The sequence below is a fragment of the Mesorhizobium sp. WSM4840 genome, assembly GCF_055811755.1.
Window position 1 is genome coordinate 64,621 of the sequence record NZ_JBVVQD010000009.1, and the last position, 26,278, is coordinate 90,898.

A 26,278-nucleotide genomic window follows, 5' to 3' on the forward strand; every position below is an offset into this window, starting at 1 on the left:
TTGAACGCCGCTGTGCTTGAAGCAGCATCAAAACGGTTTTGATTTCGCAACGTGCCTTTATGCTTGGGCACTGCCCTGATTGGATCATCGGGAATGGCAGTCACCAAGAAGAAGGTCGTACGCAAGGCAAGGAAGGGCGAGCGAATCCGTCAGGTCGCGGCTATTCCTTTTCGGCTGAGCGAGCGTGGCGACGTCGAGATGATGCTGGTCACCTCGACATCGACAAGGCGCTTTATCGTGCCCAAGGGCTGGCCGATGAAGGGCAAGAGTGGGCGCAAGGCAGCCACTATCGAAGCGCAGGAGGAAGCCGGCGTCCTCGGCAAAACTCTGAAGCAGCCGGCCGGCACCTATTCCTACTGGAAGCGGCTGACGAACCGCTTCGTCCGCGTCGACGTCACCGTCTATCTGCTGGCGGTGACCGAGGAACTGGCCAACTGGCAGGAAGCCAAAAGGCGGCAGCGGGCATGGTTGACGCCGGAAGACGCAGCGGCACTTATCGACGAGCCCGATCTTTCAACGCTTCTGAAGAATCTAAAAATTCCCCAACCAGCGCCCGCTGGCGAACTTGAACCAAGGCCTCATTTGGAGTCACCATCTCCCTGAGGGAACGGCCGCGCCGGCGTGCCGGTATAGGCCCACAACCATTCGCGCGGCAGTGGTCCCTTGTTGCGGTCGCTCTGTTGCGACTGTTCCCACGCATGCGCCAATATGCCGACCGAGCGCGAGAGCACGAAAAGGCCGCGTGTCAGCGGCGGCGGGAAGCCGAGCTCGCCATAGATGACGGCGGTGGCGCCGTCGATGTTGAGCGGGATCTTCTTGCCCTTGCGCCGCGCGACCTCGGCCTCAACAGCCTCGGCGATGTCGGCGAAACGTCCGCTGACGACGCCGCGCGCGGCAAAATCGCGGGTCAGCTCGATGAGGCGCGGCGCCCGCGGATCGACCGGATGGAAGCGATGGCCGAGCCCCGGCACATAGGATTTTTCCTCGGCGAAGAACCGATCGAGCCGCGACGCGACGGCATTGGCAAGCGTCACGCCTCCATCCAGTGCCGCGGCGATGTCGCCATAGAAGGCAAGCGCCTGTTCACCGGCGCCGCCATGCACGTCGCCAAGCACATTGATGGCTGAGGCCATGGCACTGTTGATGCCGACGCCGCAGGTGGCCGCCATGCGGGCAATGGCGATCGACGGTGCCTGCGGCCCATGGTCGACGGCCGCCCCCAGCGCGATGCCGAGCAGCGCCGCCTGCTCCTCACCAGGCAGTTCGCCGCGCAGCATCAGCCAGATCATCGCCGGAAAGCTGACGCGGCCGATCAGGTCCTGGATCTCATAGCCGCGCAGCCGGATCGCGCCAGGGCGCATTTCGATGATATCGGTCTGCCACCATTCCTCGCCGCGCTCGCGGCCGGTTTTTTTCCCAACGTTGCTCATGTTCTCGCGTCGCTCATGCCTGCGCCCTTTTCTTGACGCGCGGCGGCAGACTGGCAAACACCTCGTCCATATGCTCGCCCAGCGCCGGCGGCGGCTTGGTCGGCAACGGTGCTGCACCATCGACCATGAACCCGCCGCGCACGACGGTCAGCGGTCGGTCGATGTTCGGCATGCTATCGAAACGGGTGGTCATGTCGCGCTCGATCACTTGCTGCTCGGCCAGCACCTGCGGGATCGTCAGCACCCTGCCCGCCGGCACGCCTGCGCGATTGAGCGTCTCCTCCCAGGCCGCGGCCGAGCTGTTCGCCAGGGCATCCTCGATCAGTGCCTTCAAGGCGATGCGATTGCGCTTGCGCGTCTCGCGCTCGGCAAAGCGCGGGTCCGAGGCCAGCTCCGGCAGCCCGACCAGCCGGCAGAGCGTGACGAACTGCTCCTGCTTGTTGGCGGCGATGTTGAGCAAGCCGTCGCCGGTGCGAAACGTTCCGGAAGGTGCTGCCGTCATGTTCTCGTTGCCCATCGGCTGCGGCTCGACGTCAGCCGTCAGATAGTTGGAGACCGGCCAGCCCAGCGCGGAGAGCGTGCATTCGAGCATCGACACGTCGAGGAAGGCGCCCTCGCCTGTCGTCTTCTGCTTCACAAGTGCCGCGGCGATCGCGAACGCCCCGACCAGTCCGCCCAGCGTGTCGGCGACGGGATAACCGACCCGCAGCGGCGCGGTCTCCGGCGTGCCGGTGATGCTCATGATGCCTGATAGGCCCTGGATGATCTGGTCGTAGGCGGGATTGTCGCGCATCGGCCCGGTCTGGCCGAAGCCCGAAATCGCGCAATAGACAAGGCTGGGGCGGACCTCTTTCAGCCTGGCATAGCCGAGTCCCAGCCGGTCCATCACGCCGGGGCGGAAATTCTCGACCAGCGCGTCGGCGGAGGCGACCAGATCGAGAAAGCGTTCGCGATCGGCCTCTTTCTTGAGATCGAGCACCACCGATCGCTTGCCGGCGTTCTGCGCCAGGAACGAAGCGCCCATGCCGGTGCTGTTGAGTTCCGGCGAACCGCCGAGCTGGCGCGCCAGGTCGCCGCCTTGCGGCGCCTCGACCTTGATCACATCGGCCCCGAGCAGCGCCAGCTGATAGGCGCAGTAGGGGCCAGCCAGAACATTGGTCAGGTCGAGGACGCGGATACCGGACAGCAGATCGGTCATGATATGACAGCCAGGTCAGGCATCGCCCGGCACATGCTCCGGTCCGCGTAGGCGCCTGCGTTCGACGTAAGCGTAGATATGCGGCCCAATCAGCCCGATGAACGCCAGCGTCAGCAGCGTCAGCGACAGCGGATGCTTGTAGAACACCGACCAGTCGCCGTTCGAGATGGTCATCGCGCGGCGGAACTGCGTTTCGGCGAGCGGCCAGAGGATCATGCCGATGATGACCGGCGCCGTCGGGAAATCGAAGCGCCGCATCAGGAATCCGGCCCCGCCGAGCAGATAGAGGATGACGAGGTCGGTCGGTGACTGCGAAATACCGTAGGTGCCGACCGTGGCGAACACCAGGATGCCGGCATAGAGCTGCGGCGCCGGGATTTTCAGCAGCCGCACCCACAACCCGATCAGCGGCAGGTTGAGGATGACGAGGATGATATTGGCGATGAACAGGCTGGCGATCAGCCCCCAGACCAGATTGGCCTGCGTCATGAACAGCATCGGCCCGGGATTGATGCCGTAGCTCTGGAAGGCCGACAGCATGATCGCGGCCGTCGCCGAGGTCGGCAGGCCGAGCGTCAGCATCGGCACCAGCACGCCGGCAGCCGATGCGTTGTTGGCGGCTTCCGGTCCGGCAACGCCTTCGATGGCGCCGACCGTCCCGAACTCCTCCTTGTGTTTGGAGAGCTTCTTCTCGATCGCATAGGACAGGAAGGTCGGGATTTCGGCGCCGCCGGCCGGCAGGGCGCCGATTGGGAAGCCGAGCAGGGCGCCGCGCAGCCAAGCCTTCCACGAGCGTGCCCATTCGGCCGCCGTCATGTAGAGCGAGCCCTTCAGCGGCACGATCTCGTCCTTGCCGGCATAGCGGCGCGAGGCCATGTAGAACGTCTCGCCGACTGCAAAGAGGCCGACGGCGACGACGATCACGTCGACGCCGTCGAGCAATTGGCTCATGCCAAAGGTGAAGCGCGGCTGCCCGGTCTGCAGGTCGACGCCGATCATGCCGATGACGAAGCCGATGAACAGGCTGGTCAGGCCGCGCACCGACGACGAGCCGAGCACCGCCGAAACCGTGATGAAGGCCAGCACCATCAGCGAAAAATATTCGGCCGGGCCGAAAGACAGCGCGAATTTGACCACGACCGGGGCCAGGAAAGCGACACCCAGCGTGCCGAGTGTGCCGGCGACGAACGAGCCGATCGCCGAAGTGGCGAGTGCCGCGCCGCCGCGGCCGGAACGGGCCATCCTGTTGCCTTCCAGCGCAGTGACGATGGTTGCACTTTCGCCCGGCGTGTTGAGCAGGATCGATGTCGTCGAACCGCCATACATGGCGCCGTAATAGATGCCGGCAAACAGGATGAAGGACGCTTCCGGCGCCACCTGGTAGGTGATCGGCAAAAGCAGCGCGATGGTCAGCGCCGGTCCGAGGCCGGGCAGCACGCCAATCGCTGTCCCCAGCGTCGTGCCGACCAGGCACCACATGAGATTGACCGGCGTAAAAGCGACCGAGAATCCGTGCGCGAGATGGCTGAGCGTTTCCATGGCTTCAGCCTCTCAACATACGGATAATCGAATCGAGACCGGTGTTCAGCTGGTTCTCGATGAAGCCGGCGCCGATATTGACGCCGAGCGCCCTGGCGAAGCCGAAATAGGCGGCAAGCGCCAGGATCAGGCCGAGCAGCACGTCACGCAACGGGTGTCTGCTGCCAAACCCGTGGCAGATGAGAACGAACATGATCACCGAGGCTGCGGTGAAGCCAAGCGGCTGGATCAGAACAAGGTTCGCGACCAGTCCGACGGCGACGATGCCCATCGCCTTCCAGTCGGTCGGCGTTTCCTTTTCCTCTTCCGGTTGCCAGCCGCCCCGCAGGGCGGCGACGATCAACAGGAGGGAAAGGATCGTCATGCCGAACATGGTGATGTAGGGGAAGACGGTCGGGCCGACCTTGGAGTAGAGCGGCGACACCGGAATCGACAGCGTCTGCCAGGCTACTGCGCCGGCGCAGGCGAGAAGCCCGATGCCGATCAGCAATTCGGGCACGGCAAGGCGCGGCCGCGCCGCCTGCTGGTCGCTGGTGCTCATGATCGTCCTCCCTGGATAGGCCGGTCTCCCACAGCCGACCTCACCGCAGTTTCACTCGCGCTGGATCGTATGTCCATGCGGCTGGCGAACATCGGAAAGGGGCAGTGCAGACCGCCCCTGTCCGAGGACATCAGGCAAGGCCGAGGTCCTTGAGGATGGCTGCGATCCGGGTCGTGTCTTCGGCGAGAAATTTAGCATAGTCGTCGCCGGTGAGCAGGATTTGCGTCCAGTTGCGGTTTTTGCATTCGGTGGCCCAGGCATCACTTTTAGCCATGGTCTCGACCAGCGTGATCATCGCCGCCTTGTCGGCGTCGGAAACGCCCGGCGGTGCGAAGACGCCGCGCCAGTTGAACAATTCGACATCGATGCCGGCTTCCTTCAGCGTCGGTGCATCGATGCCTTCCTGGCGCTTGTCCGCGGAAATGGCGAGCAGCCGAAGCGCGCCTGCCTTGACCTGTTCGGAGAACTCGCCATAGCCGGAGATGCCGGCCGCGACCTGGTTGCCGAGAAGCGCCGACAGTGCCTCGCCGCCGCCGGCGAACGGCACGTAGGAGAGGTTGGCTGCCGGAACACCGGCCGTCTTCGCGATAAGGCCGAACAATATGTGGTCCGAGCCGCCGGCCGAACCGCCAGCCACCGGAACCTTGGTTGGATCGGCTTTGAGGGCGGCGACGAAATCCGCTGCGGTCTTGAACGGCGAGGCCGCCGGCACCACAAGCGCCTCGAATTCGCCGGTGAGGCGGGCGATCGGCGTGACTTCGGTGAGATTGTTGGCCGATTTGTTGGCGATAATGGCGCCAACCATGACCATGCCGGCAACCATCAGCGAATTGCCCTTGCCGTTCCACTGGCTGATGAATTGCGGCAGGCCGACTGTGCCGCCGGCGCCGCCGACATTGGTGATCTGCGAACCGGAGATCAGCTTCTCACTGCGCAGCACCTGATCCATCGTGCGCGCCGTCTGATCCCAGCCGCCGCCGGGCGCTGCCGGCACGAAGATCTGGATCTGCGGCGCATCCTGCGCAAAAGCGGGCGAGAGATGCAACGCTGCGAAACCGGCGGCGCCGGCAGCGGCGGTGCTCATTAAAAATCTGCGTCTGTTCAGCATGGGATTCCTCCAATCACGACACCTCCTCTGGTGCCTGCCAGCAACGTAGCCTGAATTCAGACCCGCTCGACAAAAATTCATGCAGCCTTTGTCTTGTTCTGTCAACAGGAACGGCATTCTACTGGACAGAACTGTCTGCACGCGGCATAGTTGTTCCGATCGGCCCTTCTGTCCAACTGGGAACGGAACGACGTGGTCAAGCAGATGACCGTAACACAATCCAAGCCTGCGTCGACCAACGGTGTTGCCGCGCTCGACCGTGCGATCGCCATCCTCGATGCTTTCGCTACCGCCGACCGGTCGCTCAGCCTGGCCGAAATCGCGGCGCGGACCGGCCTCTACAAGAGCACGATCCTGAGGCTGGCGAACTCATTATTGCGCGGGCAGCTGCTGGAGCGTCTCGACGACGGCCGCTACCGTGTCGGCCCTGCCACCTTCCGGCTGGGTGCCCTATACCAGCGTTCGGTCGTGGCGATCGACATCCTGCTGCCGATCATGCGCGATCTGGCCGAGCGAAGCTGGGAAAGCGTCGCTTTCTATGTCCGCTCGGGCGACGTGCGCACCTGCCTCTATCGTGTCGAGTCCAAGCATCCCATCCGCTACACCATACGGGAAGGCGACGTGCTGCCGTTGCTGGCCGGTACGGGCGGCCGCGTGCTTGCGGCGTTTTCCGGTCAGCAGGGCGAGCCTTACGAGACGATCCGCAAAACCTACCATTGTTTGTCGGTCGGCGATCGCGACCCCGAGACAGCGGGCGTTTCGGCACCAGTGTTCGGGCCGGGGCACACCTTGCTCGGTGCGTTGACGCTGTCAGGCCCGAGCACGCGCGTCGACGCGGCCTTTCTGCAGCGCATGAAAAATCCGCTGATCGAGGCGGCCGCGCGCGCCACCCGCGCTTTCGGCGAAGACGCCTCGATGCTCGAACAGGCGGCCCTAAAAGCCAAAGCGGAAGGCCCGGTGCTGAAGCGGCAGGCCTAGAAAGCCTCGATTCGGCCCGATCGGAACTACAGGATGACAGGCCGCAACCCTCAAGGCTGCCGTTCCAGCAGGATCGTCGCATCGTCGTGATAGGTGGTCCGCAACACTTCGCTGTAGCCGCATTTGGCCGCGACGCTCAGCGAAGCGGTGTTTTCCGGATCGATGATGCAGACAGTCCTTGCGCGCCCGAATGCCTCGTCGCCCCAGGCGAGAACCCGTCCGACGACTTCGCTTGCGAAGCCTTGGCCATGGGCGCTCGGGACCAGCGCCCAACCGGCTTCCGGAACGCCTTCGATCGACGGCACGATGTTGCGCTTCAAATCGTGAAAGCCGGCTTCGCCGATGAAGCGGCCGGTCGCCTTGTCCTCGATCGCCCAAAAGCCATAGCCCAGCAGCGACCACAGGCCGGCATGACGCAGGAAGCGCATCCAGCTTTCCTCCCGCGTGCGCGGCTTGCCGCCGATGAAGCGTGTGACGGCCGGATCGGCCCACATGGCGACATAGGCGTCGAAATCATCGAGCTGGTGTGGCCGCAGCACGGTGCGCGGCGTTTCAATGACGGGAGCGACAAGCGCCTGTGGATTGATCATGTGTCGTGCCTCGGTTGCGTAAGTTTGCCTGTGCTTAGTAGCCTGCCCTTGGATTTGACCCGGGGGTGCTCGGCGGTTTTGGGGGACAGCGATATGCGACAGAGATCCAAATCGCCTGCACCAGACAAGAGCCAAAGCCTGTGCAGATCATCTTCCAGCCCAATGTGAATCCTGCCCAGCGGTGCTACTTTTCACCAGCAGCTGATTCAGCATCCGCTGTGCCGTCCGACGGAGGGAAAAGGGCATGGATACCACCGATCTTGCGCTTGCCATCTTTCATCATCTGCTGGTGTTTTCATTGGCGGGCATCATCGGCGCCGAATTTGTCCTGATCCGCGGCGATCTGCCCGCCGCGACGCTCCGGCGGCTTGTCGGCATCGATCGCCATTACGGCATCCTCGCCATGCTGATCATCATCGTCGGCATCGGCCGCGTCATCTACGGCCTGAAGGGCTGGGAATTCTACGTCTACAACTGGGTGTTCTGGGCAAAGATGGTGGCCTTCGTCATCGTCGGCCTGCTGTCGATCATTCCGACGGTCCGCTTTGTTTCCTGGAACAGGCAGGCCTCGGCCAACCCCGGTTTTCAGGTACCTGCGGCGCAACTTGCATCGGTTCGAACTTATGTCCGCGCCGAAGCCTTGATTTTCCTGTTGATCCCGGTCTTCGCCGCGGCGATGGCGCGCGGCTACGGCTACTGAATTTCGCCTACGGGTTCGAGCGGCGCAATTTCGACCAGCGGCGCCGGAATATCATTCGTCTTCTCCTCGGCCTTGCAGATGTCGGCGATGACACAGACCGGACAATCCGGTTTGCGCGCCTTGCAGACGTAGCGGCCATGCAGGATCAGCCAATGATGCGCGTGGCGCATATATTCGTCCGGAATGATCCTCAACAGCCCCTGCTCGACCTGTTCCGGCGTCTTGCCGGGCGCCAGTCCCAGCCGGTTGCCGATGCGGAAGATATGCGTGTCGACCGCCATCGTGTGCTGGCCGAAGGCCATATTAAGCACGACATTGGCGGTCTTGCGCCCGACGCCCGGCAGCTTGACCAATTGATCGCGGTCGTCGGGCACGTCGCCGCCATGGTCGCGGATCAACGCTTCCGACAGCGCAATGACGTTCTTGGCCTTGTTGCGCCAAAGCCCGACAGTGCGGATATAGTCGCCGACCTTGGCCTCGCCGAGCGCCAGCATCTTTTGCGGGGTGTCGGCGACCTTGAACAGCGCCCGCGTTGCCTTGTTGACGCCGACATCGGTCGCCTGTGCCGAAAGCACCACAGCCACCAGCAGCGTGAAGGCGTTGATGTGTTCGAGCTCGCCCTTCGGCTCGGGCCGCTGAACGGAAAAGCGTCGGAAAATCTCGTGCACCTCGGCCGGGCTGTAGCGCAAATGGGACCGCACCGGCCGGGCACGCGGCTTGGCGTTCGAGCCGTCGCGTCGGCCGGGGGGCGGTTCATTTTCGGGTGTAGAGGAATTTTTGGGCTTGGGGCTCGTCATCCCCTTCCTATAATATCCCGTCATGAGCGACACAAACGCCTCATTTCAGGCCGACGAGCCATTCTTCCAGGCGTTGCTGATACCGCATCGGTCGCTGGGCAAAACCGGCTTTGCCATCCTGATGGGCGCTCTGCTGTTCGGCTCGTTGGTGACAGGAGCGTTTTTCCTGTCGCGCGGCGCCTGGCCGGTGTTCGGCTTCCTCGGTCTCGACGTCATCGCCGTCTACATCGCCTTTCGCGCCAATTATCGTGCCGCCCGCGCCCGCGAGGAGGTGTCGGTCTCACGGACCAGCCTCGACATCCGCAAGACCACGCCATCAGGCAAATCGGAAGCGCATCGCTTCAATCCGTTCTGGGCGCGTTTTTCGGTCGCCCGCCACGCCGAGATCGGCATCACCAGGATGACGGTGGAAGCACAAGGCCAGAACGTGCCGATCGGCGGCTTCCTCAATCCCGACGACCGCGAGAGCTTTGCGTCAGCCTTTTCGCGCGCCCTGGCGACCGCCAAAGCGCGCTAGGTTTTGATGACTGGCCGCTTCCAGCCGCCAGCGTAGATAAGCCAAAAAATCAGACCAGCCACCGCGCCCAAGGTCGCGGTAGACAGCACGTCCGATGCCAGCTCCCAATACCCACATAAAGTGCGCGTGCCATTCGCTATGATTTGGCACCCTGTTATCCAGAAGTTGGTCGTCTCATTTTTGGGCAAGAATTCCGGAAAAATATTGAACCACGCTCCTATCGCGGCAGCGAACCCTATCGTTACCCACGGCGAGAAAATTCTAAGCCATCTCAGAAGAATGTAGAGTGGGACCCAAACAGTATTGCAAAAGACCATGCAAAAATGGTTGCGATCTCAATACCGCCCAAAATTGGCCCGCTAAAACAAGACTTTCACTCAACCCATTGTGAAAAACGACGATGCACAATTCTCGAAGAATCTCGACTGCCACCGCTATTGGAGGGCCAGAAAAAAGGTCGCTGCTGCCCGTGCATCTTGCTTCATTTCTATAGATCCATCTTTCCGACAAATTCGCATTAAGTTCCTTATCGAGCAACGAGGCGCGAAGCGCAGAGGGGAAGTTATTTCAGAATCGATACCGCAACATCCTGCCGATCCTGCGCAGCGGCGGAATATAGCTCCAAAGCCGGATGAGCAGCCTCGCGACCCAGCTCATACGGGCGGCGTGTTCCGGCCGGTAGGCCGAAAGGTCCTCGACCAGTTGCAGGCCGGGCACCTTTTGCTCCAGTTCGTGCGGATCCTCGATGCTCCAATGGACCTCGGCGCCAGTCGCGCGGAAGGATCGATTGAGGCGAATGATCTTCAAGCCAAAGCGGCTATAGGCGTCGAAAACCAATTCGCCGCTCGAAAGATGCGACACAAGCCGCGAAAACAGTCTTGGACCCTCGTCAGCGGCAAGGTAGGGAGTGAGCCCTTCCGCCACGACCATGGCCGGACGATCGTCAGGCACTTCGTCCAGCCAGCCAGGCTCGGTGACTGACGACGCGATCAGGCGGTAATGGTCGCGCGGCGGATAGAGTTTGCGCCTGAGCTCGATGACTTCGGGATAGTCGATATCGAACCAATCCACGCGGGATGGTGGATCGATGCGGAATATCCGCGTGTCGAGCCCGCAGCCGAGATGCAGCACGATCGCTTCGGGATTCCTGGCCAGAAAGGCCGAAACCCAATCATCCAGCGTCTTGGCCCTGATCGCCAAGCCGACGCCGAGATTGTCGTCGACCTTCAGCCGCGAGAAATCATAGTCGATGCGGCGAACCGCCTCGTCCGCAAAATGATCTTTCAGCAGCGATTGAGGCAACCGGCTCTCCAGTGCCTTGCCATAAATGGTAATCAGCAGCGTCTCCTTCTCCTTGGTGAGATGCACCTTCTCGCCAGCCATCGTCGGCTCCTTCCTCGAAGCCAGATCTATCTGGGTGCACATGACGAGAAGGCAAGTTTCGGGTGGTGATCGCAGCCGCGAAGGACGATATTCACGGTCAAGGAGATAGTCCGATGAACGCACAGACAGCTATTCTGAAGAAAGACATCACACCCGAAGGCGGTGACTACGAAGTTGTTCGGCGCGCGATCGAGAAGATCAGCCTTGACTACCGTGACCAGCCGTCGCTCGAAATACTGGCCGAGGAAGTCGGCGAGACGCCGACCGGCCTGCAGAAGCTCTTCACACGCTGGGCCGGCCTGTCGCCCAAGGCCTTCCTCCAGGCGGTCACGCTCGACCATGCACGCAAACTGCTCGATTCCGGCATGCCGCTGCTCGAGGCTTCTTTCGAGGTCGGCATGTCAGGCCCCGGCCGGTTGCACGACCTTTTCGTCACCCATGAGGCGATGTCGCCGGGCGACTACAAGACGCGCGGCGCCGGACTGACGATCCGCTACGGCTATCATATCTCGCCCTTCGGCATCGCCCTGATCCTGGTCACCGACCGCGGCCTTGCCGGCCTCGCCTTCAGCGATGCCGGCGGCGAGCGCGGGGCCTTTGCCGACATGTCCGGCCGCTGGCCGAACGCAAACTATGTCGAGGACATGGCCGCGACGGCGCCCTATGCCGCGCGCATCTTCGATCCGGCGCTGTGGCGCGCCGACCAGCCGCTGCGCGTCGTCATGATCGGCACCGACTTCCAGGTCCGCGTCTGGGAGGCCCTGCTGCGCATCCCGATGGGCAAGGCCTGCACCTATTCCTCGATCGCCGCCGGCATCGGCGCGCCGAGCGCCAGCCGAGCGGTGGGGGCCGCGGTCGGCGCCAATCCGATGTCCTTCGTGGTGCCGTGTCACCGGGCTCTCGGCAAGTCTGGCGCGCTCACCGGTTACCACTGGGGCCTGACCCGCAAACGCGCCATCCTTGGCTGGGAAGCGGGACAAGTCGGATCTTGATGAAACGCCCATAGATTCGGGCCAGCGCGCGGGTTCATCTCGCGCGGTCTGGCAAGCAGCGGCCTTACGGAGTAGCTTCCCGCAAAATTAGAGCGACGTGCGTCCATTCGGACGAACAAAGAACGCTCTAACAATTTAATTCTACGCATTCGTGCTTTCCGAAAATCTATTCCTATTTTCGTAAAGCACGATACGTCAGCAGGGAGGCACCACTTGATCATCGTTATCGGCTCGATCAACCTTGACCTTATCGCCAATGTCGACCGCTTGCCCGCACCGGGAGAGACGGTTCGGGGCTCCGGCTTTACCACCGCACCCGGCGGCAAGGGCGCCAACCAGGCGTTGGCCGCCGCGCGCGCCGGTGCCAAGGTGCGCATGGTCGGCGCGGTCGGCAAGGACAATTTCGCCACTGAAGCGCTGGCGCTGCTGCGGAACGGCAAGATCGACCTGTCCGGTGTCGGCGAAACCTTCGCCTCGACCGGCACGGCATTGATCATGGTCGCCGACGACGGCGAGAACGTCATTGCCGTGGTGCCGGGCGCCAATGAGTCGGTCGTGACAGGCGACCTCTCCAGGGCTTTCATGAAAAAGGGCGATGTCGTGCTCTTGCAGCAGGAGATCCCGCTGCAGACTGTCGATGCAGCACTGGACGCGGCCGGGGCGGCAGGCGCGGTCACCGTGCTCAACACGGCACCATTCCGCGGCGAGGCGGCCGCCTTCCTCGGCAAGGCCGACTATGTCGTCGCCAACGAGACCGAATTCGACCTCTATGGTGAGGCGCTGTCGCTGAGCGGCCGTGATCGCCCGGCGCGGATGCGCGATTACGCCGGAAAGACCGGCCGCACAATTGTCGTCACGCTCGGCGGTGACGGCGTTCTGGCTGCCACGCCAGTCGATCTTCTGATGGTTCCGGCGCTGAAGATCACCCCTGTCGACACGGTCGGCGCCGGCGACACGTTTTGCGGCTATTTCGCCGCCGGGCTGTCATCCGGCCTGCCGCTCGATCAGGCGCTCGCCCGTGCTGCAGCCGCTGGTTCGCTCGCTTGCCTGAAGCCCGGCGCCCAGCCGGCGATCCCGCTGGCGAAGGACGTCGACGCGGCGCTCCAAAATCCGCCAGCCAGGTGAGAGCCATGCGTCCGGCCACAAAACACGCCGTGCCGCCTGCCGGCGATATCTGCCGTCTGTCCGCCGTGGACCTTGCCGACGCGATCAGGCGCCGTCAGCTGTCCGCGCGCGAGGTGGTGACGGCATTCCTCGACCGGATCGACGCCGTGAACCCGCTGGTCAATGCCATCGTCTCACTACGCGACCGTGCCGACATCTTGCGCGAGGCTGACAAGGCAGACGCCCATCTGGCGCGTGCAGGGCATGCCGGCCCCCTGTTCGGCCTGCCGATCGCCATCAAGGATCTCGCGCAGACCAAGGGCCTCAGGACCAGCTTCGGCTCGCCGATCTTCGCCGATTTCGTGCCGCAAGAGGATGATTTCTTCGTCGAGCGCATCCGCAAGGCCGGCGCCATCATCATCGGCAAAACCAACGTTCCCGAATTCGGCCTTGGCTCCAACACCTACAACACCGTGTTCGGCCCGACGCTCAATGCTTTCGACCCGGCCTTGACCGCCGGCGGTTCGAGCGGCGGCGCGGCGGTCGCGCTGGCGCTCGACATGCTGCCTGTCGCCGATGGCAGCGACTTTGGCGGCTCGCTGCGCAACCCGGCCGCCTACAACAATGTCTATGGCTTACGTCCGTCGCAGGGACTTGTCCCGGCCGGTCCCGAACTTGACGTCTTTCACACACAGATGGGCGTCGAAGGACCGATGGGCCGCAGCGTGCGCGACATGGCGCTGCTGCTCGACGAGCAGGCCGGCTACGACCCTCGCGCGCCGCTCTCACATCACAAGCACGGTTCGTTCCTCGAAGGGCTGCAAACGGCAGCGCCCGGCGGCCGCATCGCCTGGTTCGGCGATCTCAGTGGTCATCTGCCGGTCGAACCTGGCATCCTTGATCTTTGCAAGGCCGCTCTCGGCCGGTTCGCCGACGTATCCTTTCAGACCGAGGCGCTGGTGCCGGATTTCGACTACGAAGCGCTGTGGCAGGCCTTTGTGACGCTGCGCCAGGCAAGCAGCGGTTGTGCGCTCAAGGCGCATTACGACGATCCCTTCAAACGCAGTCTTCTGAAGCCGGAGGCCGTGTGGGAGGTGGAACATGCGCTGCAGCTCACGGCGCCGCAAATCCACGCCGCCACGGTGAGGCGCTCGTCCTGGCACAAAACCCTGCTGTCGCTCTTCGACCGCTTCGACCTCGTCGCACTGCCGACTGCGCAGGTCTTCCCCTTCGAGTTCGCCACCCACTGGCCGACGCAAGTGGCCGGGCGTGCGATGGACAGCTATCACCGCTGGATGCAGGTTTCAGCGTTCGCCACGCTGGGCGGCTGCCCGGCGGTCAACGTACCGGCGGGCTTCGATGCCAGAGGCAGGCCGATGGGCATGCAACTGATCGGGCGGCCGCGCGGCGACATGGCCGTGTTGAGAGCAGCGGCAGCCTACGAGACGACGCTGCCGTGGCAGGCCGGAGCCTAAGTCCAGGTCAAGGCCGCCAGCGACGTATCCTGCCGGCTTGCACCGGCGTTGCCGTCATGCATTGATCACGATCGGCCGCGTCGCAAGCCGCATATTGTCGAGGAAAAACCATGTCGCTGGAACTCTACGCTACCTATGTCGTTGCCTGTATCGTCATTGTCCTGGTGCCCGGACCGACGGTCACGCTAATCATCGCCAACAGCATCCGCCATGGCTCCCGCGCCGGCCTCGCCAATGTCGCCGGCACGCAGGCCGGGCTGGCCATCATGATCGCCATCGTCGGCGTCGGATTGACCTCGCTTATCGCGGGAATGGGCCATTGGTTCGAATGGGTCAGGCTGATCGGCGCTGCCTATCTGATCTGGATGGGTGTGCAGATGTTCCGCTCCAAGGGCAAGCTGAACGCCGACGGATCGGCGAAGACACCGCGCGGCGGCTTCTTCCTGCAAGGCCTGCTGGTGGCGATCAGCAATCCCAAGACGCTGGTGTTCTTCGGCGCCTTCTTTCCGCAGTTCATCGCCCCTGAAGGCAACTACGCGTTGCAGATCGTCGTCATGGGTCTCACCGCTCTGATCTTCGCCGCCGTGTCGGATTCGACCTTCGCGCTGGCCGCCGGCCGCGCCGGACGCCTGCTCTCGGCCGACCGCATCAAGCTCATGTCCAGGATCAGCGGCAGTTTCCTGGTCGGCGGCGGCCTGTGGCTGGCGTTTTCAAAGGCGAAGTGAGCGGCACCTTTCCTTCCCCCCTTGTGGGCCCACAAGGGGAGAAGGAAGGAACCCTAAAGCCGCCCCAGCCTTTCCAGCAGCAGTGCGAAAAACGCATCATGGTCGATGTCGCGCATCACCATGGCGTTGTTCGGTCGCTTGGTCACGCCCCACCAGTCGATCACGGTCATGCCCATGGTGAGCTCCGAGGCGGTTTCCACGGTGACGTTGCAGTTGCGGCCCCTGAATAGCTCCGGCTTCAACAGATAGGCGATGACGCAAGGGTCGTGCAGCGGACCGCCATCGGTGCCGTATTTCTCCTCGTCGAAGCGCTCGAAGAATTCCAGCATCTCCGTCGTAGCCGTGCCGACCCTGGTGCCGAGCTTTCGGAAGGCCTGGGTCCGCTGGGCGGTAGTCAGCGCCTTGTGGGTGACGTCGAGCGGCATCATGACGATCGGGATGCCGGATTTGAACACGACGTCGGCGGCATGCGGGTCGACATAGATGTTGAATTCGGCGGTCGGCGTGACGTTGCCGCCTTCGAAGAAGCCGCCGCCCATCAGCACGATTTCCTTGATGCGCGGCGCGATCTTCGGCTCGCGGATAAGCGCCAGCGCAACGTTGGTGAGCGGTCCGAGCGCGCAGAGCGTAATCGTGCCGCTCTCTTCCTTCATCAGTGTCTCGACGATGAAATCCACCGCATACTGGTCCTGCAGCTTCATTGTCGGTTCGGGCAATTGCGGTCCGTTGAGACCGGTCTCGCCATGCACCTCCTCGGCGGTAACCAGTTCGCGCGCCAGCGGCCGGATGGCGCCGGCATAGACCTTGATGTCAGACCTGCCGGCCAGTTCGCAGATCTTGCGTGCATTCTTTTCGGTGAGCCTCAGCGGCACGTTGCCGGCGACGGCGGTCATGCCGACGATCTCCAGCTCGGCGCTGCCGAGCGCCAGCAATATGGCGACGGCATCATCCTGGCCGGGATCCGTGTCGATGATGATCTTGCGGGATAGGGGCATTTCAATTCCTTGTTTGGGGAGTCTTTTTGGGCGGGGCTTTTGACGGCTTGAACTTGACCGCGGGGCGGACCATATCAAGACCATCGGGAAAAATGCCATCTGGGTTTTTCCACTTTATGTCGCTCTTGAGAGGACAATGTAACATGAGCCGAATGACGCCTTTTTCCAGCCCGCTTCTCCTGGGTTTCGACGCCATGGAAAAGACCCTGGAGCGTCTGGCGAAGTCGGGTGATAGCTACCCTCCCTATAACATCGAGCGCCTCAGCGGTGCCGACGGCAAGGCCGAAAGGCTGCGTATCACGCTCGCTGTCGCCGGTTTCGCCGAGAACGATCTCGATGTGACCACGGAGGAGAACCAGTTGGTCGTGCGCGGCCGTCAGAACGACGATACAGAGCGCGAATTTCTTCATCGCGGCATTGCCGCGCGCCAGTTCCAGCGCTGTTTCGTGCTGGCCGACGGCATGCGGGTGATCACCGCGGAGCTGAAGAACGGGCTTTTGTCGATCGATCTCGATCGGCCCGAGTCCGAACGGCTGGTACGGAAAATAAACATATCGGTGAAAGACTGATCCTTATCGCTGCATCGGCCGGAAAATCGGAATCGATTTTCCGAAAGCACGATGCAGCAAATTGAAGTGTTAGAGCGTCCTTTGTGTGTCCAATTGGACACACGGCGCTCTAATAGCTCTCATGCGAGGCGGCCTGAGCGGCGTCCTCGCGCCAAGGAGGCTTAAATGACCAGAACTGACGAAAATCTTATCATGACCAGCGGCGAATTCGCCCATCTCGGCGAAGGCTCGGTCGCCTATCTTAGGAAAGTGTCGAGCGACGATCTGCGCGGCCGTTTCCCGGGCCTCGGCGAAATCGCGCCCGGCCTTGAACTGTGGGCCCTGTTTGCCGCCAATGGCCAGCCGATCCTGCTTTCGGACGCTCGCGACCGGGCGCTGGCTGGCGCCCTGGAAAACGACCTGATCGCCGTCGCCATCCACTAACAATAGGCGCAGCGATCTGGTTGGAAACGGACAGGGCCGCTCACGGCGGCCCTTCAACGGATCCAATCAAAAACTCAGGCCGCGTGTGAGGCTTGCGTGTCCGACAAAAGCGCGTGGATCGCTGCGGCGTCGCGGGTGCCCCTGATCTTGGCCACCGTGTCGGCGTCGCGCAGCACCCGCGCGATGCGCGACAGCGCCTTGAGGTGGTCGGCGCCGGCGCCTTCGGGCGCCAAAAGCAGGAACACCAGATCGACCGGCTGGTCGTCCAGCGCCTCGAAATCGACCGGCGTCTCCAACCGGGCGAAAACCCCGGCGATCCGCTTGACCCCGGCCAGCTTGCCATGCGGAATGGCAATGCCGTTGCCGACACCGGTCGAGCCCAGCCGTTCCCGCTGCAGGATGGTGTCGAACACCTCCCGTTCCGGAATGCCGGAAATCGCTGCCGCCCTTTCGGACAGCATTTGCAGCAGTTGTTTCTTGGAGTTCGCCTTCAACGCCGGCAAGATTGCCGGAACGTTGATAAGATCGCTCAGATCCATACTTGAAATCCCTTGTTCGCCTGCCGTCGCCAGCCCTCACTCTCGCGTGCGGCTGGTTCCTTATCCCAGTGCGGCCTTGGTCGTCATCCCTGCGCAACCTTGGTCGTAGACGGGTCGATCCAGCCGATATTTCCGTCCGGCCGGCGATAGACGATATTGAGATGCTCGTTTCCGGCGTTGCGGAAGACGAGAACCGGGCTGTCCTTGGTGTCGAGCTCGATCACGGCTGACGCCACCGACATGGTCCGCAGCGTCATGGTTGATTCGGCGACGATGGCTGGCGCGAAATTCTCCGGTATTTCCTCATCGTCATCGGCAAGCGGCGCCATCACCGTATAGGCGATGTCGGTGAGTTCGCCATTGGCATTGCCTGAATTATGTGACTTCAGCCGACGCTTGTAGCGCCGAAGGCGGGTTTCGAGGCGATCCGCCGCGGCCTCGAAAGCGAGCGTCGGGTCCTGGGCTTCACCGGTCGCCTGCAGCGAAGCGCCGGAATCCAGCCGGATCATGCAATCGGCCGTGTAGCGCGACCCCGATTTGACGACTACAATTTGCCCTGAAAAGCCCCGATCGAAATATTTCCCGATCACTTCTCCGACACGGTCGTTGATGCGCGTACGGAACGCATCGCCGACATCCATGTGTTTTCCTGATATGCGCAGTGTCATCTGAAAACTGACCTTCCTTGCTCAGGCTTCAAACTGTCCCGAGTTTATACCCGTGGTCTGTGCGCACAAGCTTTGCGGCGTCACTTGCGCCGATTTTAAATCCGAACTTTCCGGTTGATCACAAGCCGCCTTCTTTGACCGTCCCGTGGCCAACGTCGTGACGGACCATCCGCATGCGGGCAGTAGCCCGTCCCATGCGGGCGGGCTTCTAGCCACTTCAATGCGGCTTGTCAATGAAGCGCGAAAGCTGTGGAAATTCCGTCGGGGATCAACGTCCGGCGCTGGCCAAAGCGCGTTTTTCACGCCGCCGCTGCACCGACGAGGGAATATTCATGCCCTCCCGATACTTGGCGACCGTGCGCCTGGCGATATCGACGCCACTTTCCCGCAACATATCCACAATCGCGTCGTCGGAAAGCACGTCGGCCGGTTTCTCCTCGTCGATCAACTGCTTGATGCGGTCGCGCACCGCTTCAGACGAATGCGCATCGCCGCCACCCGACGAAGCGATCGAGGCGGTGAAGAAATAGCGCAGTTCGAACACGCCGCGCGGCGTCAGCATGTATTTGTTGGCGGTGACCCGGCTGACGGTCGATTCGTGCATGCCGATGGCGTCGGCCACCGTGCGCAGGTTGAGCGGCTTCAGGTGACGCACGCCATGGACGAGGAAGGCGTCCTGCTGGCGCACGATTTCTGAGGCAACCTTAAGGATGGTCTTCGCCCGCTGGTCGAGACTGCGCGTCAGCCAGTTGGCGTTTTGCAGGCATTCCGCCAGGAAATCCTTTTCCGTCTGGTTTTTCGCATGCGGTGAAACCTGGGCAAAATAGATATGGTCGACCAACACGCGCGGCAGCGTTTCGGCATTGAGTTCGATCACCCAACTCCCGTCATTGGCCGCCCGCACTTCGACATCAGCGACGATCGCATCGCTGGCACCGCCCGAAAACGCCATCCCCGGGCGCGGATCGAGCGCACGTATCTCGGCCAGCATGTCGAGCAGATCCTCCTCGTCGACCCCACAGATCCGTTTCAGGGTCTGGAAATCGCGCCGCGCCAGGAGCTCGAGATTGGCGATCAAAGCCTTCATCGCCGGGTCGAGCCGGTCGCGGACGGCAAGCTGCAGCGACAGGCATTCGGCGAGGTCGCGGGCAAAGATGCCGGCGGGCTCGAATGTCTGGCAGACCTCGAGTGCATTCGTCACCGCCGCTCTGTCGGTGCCGAGACGAGCGGCGATCTCAGCCATGTCGGCGCGCATGTAGCCGGCCTCATCGAGGCCATCGGCCAGTTCGCTGGCGATCAGGCGTGCTGCCGGGTCGGCGAAGGCAAGCGCGACCTGTCCGCCGACATGCTCGCGCAGCGTGATGGCGGCGGCCGCCATGTCTCCGACCTCGAAGCCGTCCGACGAGGACGCGGAACCGTTGCCGGAGGCCGATTTCCATTGGGCCGTCAGGTCGGGACCGAGCCGCTCGCTGGTGCCGGGATCGTCGGGAAACAGGTTTTCCAGCGAAGTATCGAGCTTTTCCGAGATCGCCTCGGCGCTCCACGCCGTTTCCTTCTCGAACCAGTCACCGCCGGTGGCCGTTTCCGGCACGGCATCGATCTTCTGCGCCTGATCGCTGACGGCATCGTCCTGCGGCTCGGCGCGATCGAGTAGAGGATTGCGCTCGATCTCGTCGTCGATGAAGCGTTCCAGCTCGACGTGGGTGAACTGCAGCAGCCGGATCGACTGCATGAGTTGCGGCGTCATCACCAGCGACTGGGACTGTCGTAGCTGTAGTTTTGCCGCCAACGCCATGGTTCGGTTTCAAACGCCCTGTCTACGCATCCGGACTGCCGGAAGGAGTTGGGCATAGAAACTGGCCCGGCTTTTGCTTGTCAAGGCGACAGCGATCAAAACTCGCCTGTCGGTGCGTTATTTGGAGGAGAAATCGGAGAAAAAGGCTCGTCTCGCGCCAAAAATCGCGCTTGGAGGGGAATTTTCCCGCTTAGAGTGTAAATCCCTCACCGAGATAAAGCCGCCGCACATCCGGGTTTGCGACCACTTCATCGGCCCGGCCATGGGTCAGCACCTGGCCGGCATGGATGATGTAGGCGCGGTCGATCAGGCCGAGCGTCTCGCGGACATTATGATCGGTGATGAGCACGCCGATGCCCCGCGCCGTCAGATGGCGCACGAGTTGCTGGATATCGGCGACGGCGATCGGATCGATGCCGGCGAAAGGTTCGTCGAGCAGCATGTATGCGGGGCGGGTCGCCAGTGCACGCGCGATTTCAAGGCGGCGCCGCTCGCCGCCGGAAAGCGACAGCGACGGGGCCTTGCGCAAATGGCTGATGTGAAACTCCTCGAGCAGTTCGTCGAGACTGCGTTCGCGCTCCTTGCGGCTCTTTTCGACCACTTCGAGCACGGCACGGATGTTTTGCTCGACGCTCAAGCCGCGAAAGATCGACGCTTCCTGCGGAAGGTAGCCGATGCCGAGGCGGGCGCGGCGGTACATCGGCATCGAGGTGACATCGAAGCCGTCGATTTCGATTGTGCCTTCATCGACCGGCACAAGGCCGGTGACCATGTAGAAGCAGGTCGTCTTGCCGGCGCCGTTGGGACCGAGCAGCCCGACCGCCTCACCGGCGCGCACGCCGATCGTCACGCCGCTGACGACTTTGCGGCCCTTGTAGCTCTTGGTCAGGCCCTTGGCGATCAAGGTTCCCTTGAACTTTACCTGGTCGACGCTGACCGTGGCCGGTGCCGCAAGTTTGCTGGCGGCGCGTCCTGGAAGACGCGCCATCAGCGATGCTACGTCGACCATCAGGGGTTCGCCGCTCCCGACTTCGCCGGCGGCGTGATCGACATCATGACGCGGCCCCCGCAGGCGTCGACCTGGGCCAGGCCGCTCTTCATCTGCACGGTGAGCTTGCAGCCGACCAGTACATTGTCACCTTGCGAAAGCACGACCTTGCTGCCTGAAAGCACCAGCACTTCCGTCTTCATGTCGAAGGTGCCGCTGTCGCCGGTGGCGACCTGGTCGTCCGATTTGATATAGACCTTGTTGGCGACCTCCAGACGGTCGATGTTGGCCGAGCCGGTCATCGCGGCACCTGCGTCCTGCGCTTCCTTGGCGTCAGCGTCGGCGTCCTTGACGTAATAGACCGTCATCTTGCCGGCCTTGAGCAAAGTCGGCCCTTGGACGACGCTTACATTTCCTGTGAACACGGCGACGCTTTCCGCCTGGCGGACCTCGAGCTTATCGCTTTCGATCTGGATGGGCTTGTCGCCGGACAGTTTGAGGCCCGACAACTGGCTGGTGGCCTTGGACTGCGCCAGAGCCGGCGTCGTCCCCAAGCTCAGCCCCAAAGCCAGCCCCAAAGCCAGCCCACGGGCCGGCAACGCCGAAGCTGCTGCCCCGAGCCATGTCGAACTACTGAACCGCATTGGATTCTCCGCTCATTGCCTCTGCCGCTTTCAAGCTGGCGGGATCGATGTTGACACGCACTCTGTTCTCGAAAACCACGATCTTGCCGTTGTCCTGGATCGACATCGAATCTGCGGTGATCCGCGACCCGCCGCGGCTGACGTCGACCGGGTCGTTCGTCTTCATAGTGCCTTTGCCCATATCGAGAAAGACCGATTTGAACTTTGCCGCCAAGCCATCGGTGGTGGTTATGGTGACATCGCTGGTCAGGCTCATCGTGTTGCCGTCACGATTGTAGGTGCCGTGCGAGGCATTGATGGCCGCCACATTGTCAGTCGATATCGGCAGCTTGGCGTCGATGCCCTCCAGATTGATGATGCCTTGCTTGGTCACGTCCTGTATGGCGCGCAAGGCCGTCATGGAATAGGGCAGTTTCTGCTTGGTGAACCCGTTGAGCTTGGGGTTGGCCATCACCAGCTTGCCATTGGCGAAGGCGCTGCCGTCGGCCTGGACCTGGATTGAGCCAGGCGCCGCGAGATAGGTATAGATCGGGAAGGCGACCGCGATCGCGGCAGCGGCCAGCGGCACCGCCAGCTTCAAGATCCGCACGCGGCGCGAATGGCGCTGGGCAATGCCGAAGGCGTCGACCCGCGCCGGGCCTACGTCCGGGGGAGCCAACTCCGTCTCGGTGTTGGTCGGTTCGATCGGTCGCGCTAACATAACTGCTTTCTTTTAAACCCCTGCCGCCAAGCACCCCTATAGGTGGGATGCCGGCGCCCTCAAGCAAGCACAAGCGGAGGAAAACCGCAAAAGTGTGACGGTTGCAGTTGTACAAACGAAAATGAAACCGGCACGACTTGCATCTCATACCAGATACAGGCGCACAGCGTTAGGGGCCTGTGGATTGGTCTTGATGTCTCTTGAAACGCCGGCTCGCGAACGTCGAAACCCTGTCTTTGGCGCAAGCTCGTCAGGAATCGGTAGCCGGGCGCGGATGGTTGCTTTAAAAGCATCTGCTTCCACCGTCTATGAGGCTGACCATGGCACTGAGAGCCGACGACCTGATCGACCGCCGCCGCTTGCGCCGCAAGCTGACATTCTGGCGCGTTGCAGCGCTTGTTGTCGCGGCAGTCGGGCTGATTGCCTTTTCGAGCTGGATTTACGGTGACGACTTCACTGGCACGGCGGTCGACCATATCGCCAAGGTCAAGATCGAGGGCACCATTACCGAAGACGAAGACCTGATCAAACAACTGGACACCATCCGTCAATCCTCGAGGGTGAAAGCTGTGATCCTGTCGATCGATTCACCGGGCGGCACCACCGTCGGGGGCGAATCGATCTACGAAGCAGTGCGCAAGCTGGCCGCCGAGAAGCCGGTGGTGGCCGAGGTCGGCACGCTGGCCGCATCGGCGGGCTATATGATCGCCACCGCTGCCGATCATATCGTCGCGCGCAAATCGTCGATCGTCGGCTCGATAGGCGTGCTGATCCAGTATCCGGACGTCAGCGGCCTTATGGACAAGCTCGGCATCAAGCTCGAGGAAGTGAAATCCTCGCCCTTGAAAGCCTCGCCATCGCCTTTCAAGCCGACCAATGACGACGAGCGCACCATGGTCCGCAAGCTGATCCTGGACAGCTACGACTGGTTCGTCGGCGTCGTCGCCGAACGACGCAACATGACCAAGCCGGAGGCGCTGGCCCTGGCCGACGGTTCGATCTTCACCGGCCGGCAGGCTGTTGCCAACAAATTGGTCGACGCGGTCGGCGGCGAGACCGAAGCGATCGACTGGCTCGCGACCAAGGGCGTCGACGCCAAGCTCAAGGTGGTGGAGTGGAAGGCCGCGGAAAGCGGCGGCTTCCTGTTCTCGAAAGCGACGGCGCGAACCATCGGCAGTGCGCTCGGCCTGCCCGACTATGGCGGCGAGATCATTCACGAACTTGGTGCCGACCGCTTGTTTCTTGACGGTCTCGTTTCCGTCTGGCACCCTTGAGACGAGTGAAAAAAGCAAATAAAATCATCCTCATAATTTTGACCGCAGTGTTTTCACGGGGAGCCTTCTCATGATCAAATCCGAACTTGTGCAGATCATCGCCACACGCAACCCGCACCTTTTTCTGCGCGACGTCGAAAACATCGTCGGCGCGATTTTCGACGAGATCACCGACGCGCTTGCCGAAGGCAACCGGGTCGAGCTGCGCGGTTTCGGTGCTTTCTCGGTGAAAAACCGCCCCGCCCGCACCGGCCGCAACCCGCGCACCGGCGAATCCGTCGAGGTCGAGGAGAAATGGGTGCCGTTCTTCAAGACCGGCAAGGAATTGCGTGAAAGGCTGAACGGCGGCAAATAGGCGCCGCGCGAGCTCGTGCGCCATGCCGGCCTTTTTCAGTAGGGCGCGGCCCGCGGCCGAGCCCGTCTTCGACAGGAAATTCCATGTTCAATCGTTTCATGCTCGTCGTGGTCTTCGTGCCGCTGGCCGTCATCCTGATTGCGCTGGCGGTCGCCAATCGCGATCCGGTTGCCTTCACCCTGGATCCGTTCAACCCCGGCAATCCGGCGCTGACGCTGACGCTGCCGCTTTTCATCTTCCTGTTCCTGGCTCTCGCCATCGGCATGGTGGTCGGCAGCCTGGCGACCTGGATCAAGCAGGGCCGCTATCGCAGGCTGGCGCGCCAGCGCGGCGTCGAGGCCGAGAACCTGCGCCAAGCGGTCAGCCGTGCGCCGGCTGCGCCACAAGGCCCGGCCTTGCCGAAGCCGACGAACTGAGCCAACACAGCGCCGCACGTCCTTTGGGACGCACATAGGACGCCGTACCATTTTGATTACGCATGATCTTTTCCGAAATCGGTTCCGATTTCCGCGGTTATGCGTTAGGCGTATTTCTCTCCACGGAGTTTCCCATGCTGACCATTTCGGCGGCCGAGGTCGATCATGCGCTGACCTTTCCCGGCCTGGTCGAGACTCTGCGCGCGGCCTTTCGCGATGGCGCGATGCAACCGGTCAGGCATCACCATATGGTCGAACGGCCCGACGGCGCGGCCTCGACGCTGCTCCTGATGCCGGCCTGGACCGACTTCAATGCGGCCGGCACGTCGGCAGGCGGCCATATCGGCGTCAAGATCGTTACGGTGTCGCCCGACAACAACACCGTGGGCAAACCCGCGGTGATGGGGCTTTACCTCCTGCTCGACGGCGCGACCGGCGAGCCTGAAGCCATGATCGACGGCCAGCGGTTGACGCAGTGGCGCACGGCCTGCGCCTCGGCGCTGGCCGCCTCCTATCTGGCCCGCGAGGACGCTGAGCGGCTGCTGGTGGTCGGTGCCGGCGCGCTGTCGCCGTTCCTCGCCAAGGCGCATTCAGCGGTGCGGCCGATCACCGCCATCCGCATCTGGAACCGCACGCCGGCCAATGCAGAAAAGGTTGCGTCGGAATTGCGCGCCGAGGGCTTTGCGGCCACCGCCGCGAGCGATCTCGACGCCGAACTCGGCCAGGCCGACATCGTTTCGTCGGCGACGATCACGACCACGCCGCTGATCAAGGGCGCGCTGTTGAAGCCGGGAACCCATGTCGATCTGGTCGGCGGTTTCACGCCTGATATGCGCGAAAGCGACGACGATGCGATTGCGCGTGCCCGCGTCTATGTCGACACCCGGGCCGGCGCCACCAAGGAAGCGGGCGACATCGTCCAGCCGCTGGCCTCGGGCGTGCTGGAGGCGCAAGCCATCGTCGCCGACCTGCATGAATTGGCACGCGGCCAAAAGAAAGGCCGGCAGAGCCCCGGTGAGATCACGCTTTTCAAATCGGTCGGCGCAGCCCTCGAAGACCTCGCCGCCGGCATTGCGGTGTACAAGGCGCTGAAGAGTAGGGGAGTAGGGGAGTAGGGGAGTAGGGGAGTAGGGGAGCCGTACCAATCGTGCGGCTTCGTGCTAGTCATATTTCCCCTATTCACTTACTCACTTACTCCCTTACTCCCCTGCTTCTCTGGTCCCGTTCGGACGGGAACGTCTCCGGCGTCACGCCGTTGTTCGGGCGTTATGGAGATACGCGGGTTCCTGTTGTTCTGGTCCATCTTGGCCGCAGTCGTCGCGGCGCTCAGCCTTGGACCGTCCTTCGCCCATGTCCTGGAATCGGCTCCTCGGCTGACGAAGTGGTCGCCTTCGCTCTGGCGCGAGACGACTGTCTTCAACGCCCAGTTCCAGCTGTTTGCCGTCATTGGCGCGCCACTCGACGTGGCCGCGATCGGCTGCCCGGGACTTCTCGCATGGATGCTGCGCAATGAACGTCCGGCGTTCTGGTACGCGTTGGCCGCTGCCGTGCTCTATGCGGTGTCTCTTGCGATGTGGTTTGCTCTCGTCAAGCCGGCGAACGATATTCTGGCCACCTGGGTGCCTGGACCGATTCCGGAAAATTTCGAAGCGATCCGACGGCGCTGGGAAACCGGCCATATGATCGTCGCCGCCTTCAAGGCAGTCGGTTTCGTATCGCTGGTTGCCGCCCTGCTTTGGATCAGGCGCGGCTGACCGTTTCGGAAATGTCCAGCGACCGCGTTTGTTGCACCGGTGAATGTGCTGTGGCAGAAGCGGGCCAAGTCGCCCCGGAGA

The 26,278-nt window shown here is 62.6% G+C and carries 30 protein-coding genes; 15 read left to right on the forward strand and 15 right to left on the reverse strand.

Going from position 1 to position 26,278, the window contains the following annotated elements; all coding sequences use genetic code 11:
• Nucleotides 1-93 precede the first annotated feature (93 nt).
• Nucleotides 94-603: an NUDIX hydrolase gene (locus tag AC0L3I_RS14450; protein ID WP_473527307.1), complete on the forward strand. Its 510-nt coding sequence runs from the start codon at nucleotides 94-96 to the stop codon at nucleotides 601-603.
• On the opposite strand, the gene AC0L3I_RS14455 is transcribed toward AC0L3I_RS14450, so the two are convergent.
• From AC0L3I_RS14455 to AC0L3I_RS14475, 5 genes are all read right to left on the reverse strand, one after another.
• Nucleotides 579-1,430, reverse strand: coding sequence for a citryl-CoA lyase (locus AC0L3I_RS14455; RefSeq protein WP_473527308.1), 852 nt, complete (start codon nucleotides 1,428-1,430; stop codon nucleotides 579-581). The two genes, AC0L3I_RS14450 and AC0L3I_RS14455, sit on opposite strands and share 25 nt — an antisense overlap.
• A 13-nt stretch (nucleotides 1,431-1,443) precedes the next feature.
• Nucleotides 1,444-2,628, reverse strand: a complete 1,185-nt coding sequence (locus tag AC0L3I_RS14460; protein ID WP_473488026.1) for a CaiB/BaiF CoA transferase family protein — start codon at nucleotides 2,626-2,628, stop codon at nucleotides 1,444-1,446.
• Between the two features lie 15 nt (nucleotides 2,629-2,643).
• Nucleotides 2,644-4,167 carry a tripartite tricarboxylate transporter permease gene (locus AC0L3I_RS14465; protein WP_473488027.1) on the reverse strand — a complete coding sequence of 508 codons (1,524 nt, stop codon included), beginning with the start codon at nucleotides 4,165-4,167 and terminating at the stop codon, nucleotides 2,644-2,646.
• 4 nt (nucleotides 4,168-4,171) lie between these two features.
• Nucleotides 4,172-4,708 carry a tripartite tricarboxylate transporter TctB family protein gene (locus AC0L3I_RS14470; protein WP_095496840.1) on the reverse strand — a complete coding sequence of 179 codons (537 nt, stop codon included), beginning with the start codon at nucleotides 4,706-4,708 and terminating at the stop codon, nucleotides 4,172-4,174.
• 130 nt (nucleotides 4,709-4,838) lie between these two features.
• A complete protein-coding gene (locus AC0L3I_RS14475; RefSeq protein WP_095496841.1) occupies nucleotides 4,839-5,816 on the reverse strand; it encodes a Bug family tripartite tricarboxylate transporter substrate binding protein in 978 nt (325 codons plus the stop codon).
• 204 nt (nucleotides 5,817-6,020) lie between these two features.
• Here AC0L3I_RS14475 and AC0L3I_RS14480 point away from each other — a divergent pair, with 204 nt between their 5' ends.
• Complete coding sequence (locus tag AC0L3I_RS14480) at nucleotides 6,021-6,794, forward strand: IclR family transcriptional regulator (protein ID WP_095496906.1); 774 nt, start codon at nucleotides 6,021-6,023, stop codon at nucleotides 6,792-6,794.
• Nucleotides 6,795-6,844: 50 nt separating this feature from the next.
• Here AC0L3I_RS14480 and AC0L3I_RS14485 read toward each other — a convergent pair whose 3' ends face one another.
• The gene (locus tag AC0L3I_RS14485) at nucleotides 6,845-7,384 is read right to left on the reverse strand and encodes a GNAT family N-acetyltransferase (protein ID WP_473488029.1); all 540 of its coding nucleotides are present in this window, start codon (nucleotides 7,382-7,384) and stop codon (nucleotides 6,845-6,847) included.
• Nucleotides 7,385-7,628: 244 nt separating this feature from the next.
• Between AC0L3I_RS14485 and AC0L3I_RS14490 the strand changes: the two genes are divergently transcribed.
• Nucleotides 7,629-8,084: a DUF2214 family protein gene (locus AC0L3I_RS14490; RefSeq protein ID WP_473527309.1), complete on the forward strand. Its 456-nt coding sequence runs from the start codon at nucleotides 7,629-7,631 to the stop codon at nucleotides 8,082-8,084.
• Here the strand turns inward: AC0L3I_RS14490 and nth are convergent.
• Nucleotides 8,078-8,881, reverse strand: a complete 804-nt coding sequence (nth, locus tag AC0L3I_RS14495; protein ID WP_473527310.1) for an endonuclease III — start codon at nucleotides 8,879-8,881, stop codon at nucleotides 8,078-8,080. The genes AC0L3I_RS14490 and nth overlap by 7 nt on opposite strands.
• 22 nt (nucleotides 8,882-8,903) lie before the next feature.
• On the opposite strand from nth, the gene AC0L3I_RS14500 reads away from it, so the two are divergent.
• Nucleotides 8,904-9,398 (forward strand): DUF2244 domain-containing protein, encoded by a 495-nt coding sequence (locus tag AC0L3I_RS14500; RefSeq protein ID WP_473527311.1) that lies wholly within the window; start codon nucleotides 8,904-8,906, stop codon nucleotides 9,396-9,398.
• A 567-nt stretch (nucleotides 9,399-9,965) separates the two neighbouring features.
• On the opposite strand, the gene AC0L3I_RS14505 is transcribed toward AC0L3I_RS14500, so the two are convergent.
• On the reverse strand, nucleotides 9,966-10,781 hold the full coding sequence (locus tag AC0L3I_RS14505) for a class I SAM-dependent methyltransferase (protein ID WP_473527312.1): 816 nt from the start codon (nucleotides 10,779-10,781) through the stop codon (nucleotides 9,966-9,968).
• A gap of 113 nt (nucleotides 10,782-10,894) precedes the next feature.
• On the opposite strand from AC0L3I_RS14505, the gene AC0L3I_RS14510 reads away from it, so the two are divergent.
• The 4 genes from AC0L3I_RS14510 (at nucleotide 10,895) to AC0L3I_RS14525 (ending at nucleotide 15,077) form a co-directional block, all read left to right on the forward strand.
• The gene (locus AC0L3I_RS14510) at nucleotides 10,895-11,773 is read left to right on the forward strand and encodes a methylated-DNA--[protein]-cysteine S-methyltransferase (protein WP_473527313.1); all 879 of its coding nucleotides are present in this window, start codon (nucleotides 10,895-10,897) and stop codon (nucleotides 11,771-11,773) included.
• 213 nt (nucleotides 11,774-11,986) lie between these two features.
• Nucleotides 11,987-12,898 carry a ribokinase gene (locus AC0L3I_RS14515; protein WP_473527314.1) on the forward strand — a complete coding sequence of 304 codons (912 nt, stop codon included), beginning with the start codon at nucleotides 11,987-11,989 and terminating at the stop codon, nucleotides 12,896-12,898.
• 5 nt (nucleotides 12,899-12,903) lie between these two features.
• Nucleotides 12,904-14,352, forward strand: coding sequence for an amidase (locus AC0L3I_RS14520; RefSeq protein ID WP_473527315.1), 1,449 nt, complete (start codon nucleotides 12,904-12,906; stop codon nucleotides 14,350-14,352).
• 110 nt (nucleotides 14,353-14,462) lie between these two features.
• Nucleotides 14,463-15,077 (forward strand): LysE family translocator, encoded by a 615-nt coding sequence (locus tag AC0L3I_RS14525; RefSeq protein WP_473527316.1) that lies wholly within the window; start codon nucleotides 14,463-14,465, stop codon nucleotides 15,075-15,077.
• A 53-nt stretch (nucleotides 15,078-15,130) separates the two neighbouring features.
• Here the strand turns inward: AC0L3I_RS14525 and AC0L3I_RS14530 are convergent, their stop codons facing one another.
• Nucleotides 15,131-16,072, reverse strand: coding sequence for a nucleoside hydrolase (locus AC0L3I_RS14530; protein WP_473527317.1), 942 nt, complete (start codon nucleotides 16,070-16,072; stop codon nucleotides 15,131-15,133).
• 143 nt (nucleotides 16,073-16,215) lie between these two features.
• Here AC0L3I_RS14530 and AC0L3I_RS14535 point away from each other — a divergent pair, with 143 nt between their 5' ends.
• Complete coding sequence (locus tag AC0L3I_RS14535; protein ID WP_095496851.1) at nucleotides 16,216-16,641, forward strand: Hsp20 family protein; 426 nt, start codon at nucleotides 16,216-16,218, stop codon at nucleotides 16,639-16,641.
• A 165-nt stretch (nucleotides 16,642-16,806) separates the two neighbouring features.
• A complete protein-coding gene (locus AC0L3I_RS14540; RefSeq protein ID WP_473488039.1) occupies nucleotides 16,807-17,064 on the forward strand; it encodes a BQ00720 family protein in 258 nt (85 codons plus the stop codon).
• Nucleotides 17,065-17,138: 74 nt separating this feature from the next.
• Here the strand turns inward: AC0L3I_RS14540 and ptsN are convergent, their stop codons facing one another.
• From ptsN to lptC, 6 genes are all read right to left on the reverse strand, one after another.
• Entirely contained in the window at nucleotides 17,139-17,603 is a 465-nt protein-coding gene (gene ptsN, locus AC0L3I_RS14545) for a PTS IIA-like nitrogen regulatory protein PtsN (RefSeq protein WP_095488401.1), read from the reverse strand.
• Nucleotides 17,604-17,686: 83 nt separating this feature from the next.
• On the reverse strand, nucleotides 17,687-18,271 hold the full coding sequence (gene hpf, locus AC0L3I_RS14550) for a ribosome hibernation-promoting factor, HPF/YfiA family (RefSeq protein WP_123151737.1): 585 nt from the start codon (nucleotides 18,269-18,271) through the stop codon (nucleotides 17,687-17,689).
• Nucleotides 18,272-18,539: 268 nt separating this feature from the next.
• The gene (gene rpoN, locus AC0L3I_RS14555; protein WP_473527318.1) at nucleotides 18,540-20,066 is read right to left on the reverse strand and encodes an RNA polymerase factor sigma-54; all 1,527 of its coding nucleotides are present in this window, start codon (nucleotides 20,064-20,066) and stop codon (nucleotides 18,540-18,542) included.
• 190 nt (nucleotides 20,067-20,256) lie between these two features.
• Entirely contained in the window at nucleotides 20,257-21,075 is an 819-nt protein-coding gene (lptB, locus tag AC0L3I_RS14560; RefSeq protein WP_123151735.1) for an LPS export ABC transporter ATP-binding protein, read from the reverse strand.
• Complete coding sequence (locus AC0L3I_RS14565; protein ID WP_473527319.1) at nucleotides 21,075-21,698, reverse strand: LptA/OstA family protein; 624 nt, start codon at nucleotides 21,696-21,698, stop codon at nucleotides 21,075-21,077. The genes lptB and AC0L3I_RS14565 overlap by 1 nt, the downstream gene beginning before the upstream one ends.
• Nucleotides 21,685-22,398 carry an LPS export ABC transporter periplasmic protein LptC gene (gene lptC / locus AC0L3I_RS14570; RefSeq protein ID WP_473527320.1) on the reverse strand — a complete coding sequence of 238 codons (714 nt, stop codon included), beginning with the start codon at nucleotides 22,396-22,398 and terminating at the stop codon, nucleotides 21,685-21,687. The genes AC0L3I_RS14565 and lptC overlap by 14 nt, the downstream gene beginning before the upstream one ends.
• 320 nt (nucleotides 22,399-22,718) lie before the next feature.
• Here lptC and sppA point away from each other — a divergent pair, with 320 nt between their 5' ends.
• The 5 genes from sppA to AC0L3I_RS14595 all read left to right on the forward strand — a co-directional run bounded on the left by sppA (nucleotide 22,719) and on the right by AC0L3I_RS14595 (nucleotide 26,197).
• A complete protein-coding gene (gene sppA / locus AC0L3I_RS14575; RefSeq protein ID WP_473527321.1) occupies nucleotides 22,719-23,672 on the forward strand; it encodes a signal peptide peptidase SppA in 954 nt (317 codons plus the stop codon).
• A gap of 70 nt (nucleotides 23,673-23,742) precedes the next feature.
• Nucleotides 23,743-24,027, forward strand: a complete 285-nt coding sequence (locus AC0L3I_RS14580) for an integration host factor subunit beta (RefSeq protein WP_006200394.1) — start codon at nucleotides 23,743-23,745, stop codon at nucleotides 24,025-24,027.
• A gap of 83 nt (nucleotides 24,028-24,110) precedes the next feature.
• Nucleotides 24,111-24,443 (forward strand): LapA family protein, encoded by a 333-nt coding sequence (locus tag AC0L3I_RS14585; protein ID WP_473488043.1) that lies wholly within the window; start codon nucleotides 24,111-24,113, stop codon nucleotides 24,441-24,443.
• Nucleotides 24,444-24,577: 134 nt separating this feature from the next.
• Entirely contained in the window at nucleotides 24,578-25,558 is a 981-nt protein-coding gene (gene lhpI / locus AC0L3I_RS14590) for a bifunctional Delta(1)-pyrroline-2-carboxylate/Delta(1)-piperideine-2-carboxylate reductase (protein ID WP_473527322.1), read from the forward strand.
• 153 nt (nucleotides 25,559-25,711) lie between these two features.
• Nucleotides 25,712-26,197 carry a DUF1772 domain-containing protein gene (locus tag AC0L3I_RS14595; protein WP_473527323.1) on the forward strand — a complete coding sequence of 162 codons (486 nt, stop codon included), beginning with the start codon at nucleotides 25,712-25,714 and terminating at the stop codon, nucleotides 26,195-26,197.
• Nucleotides 26,198-26,278 lie beyond the last annotated feature (81 nt).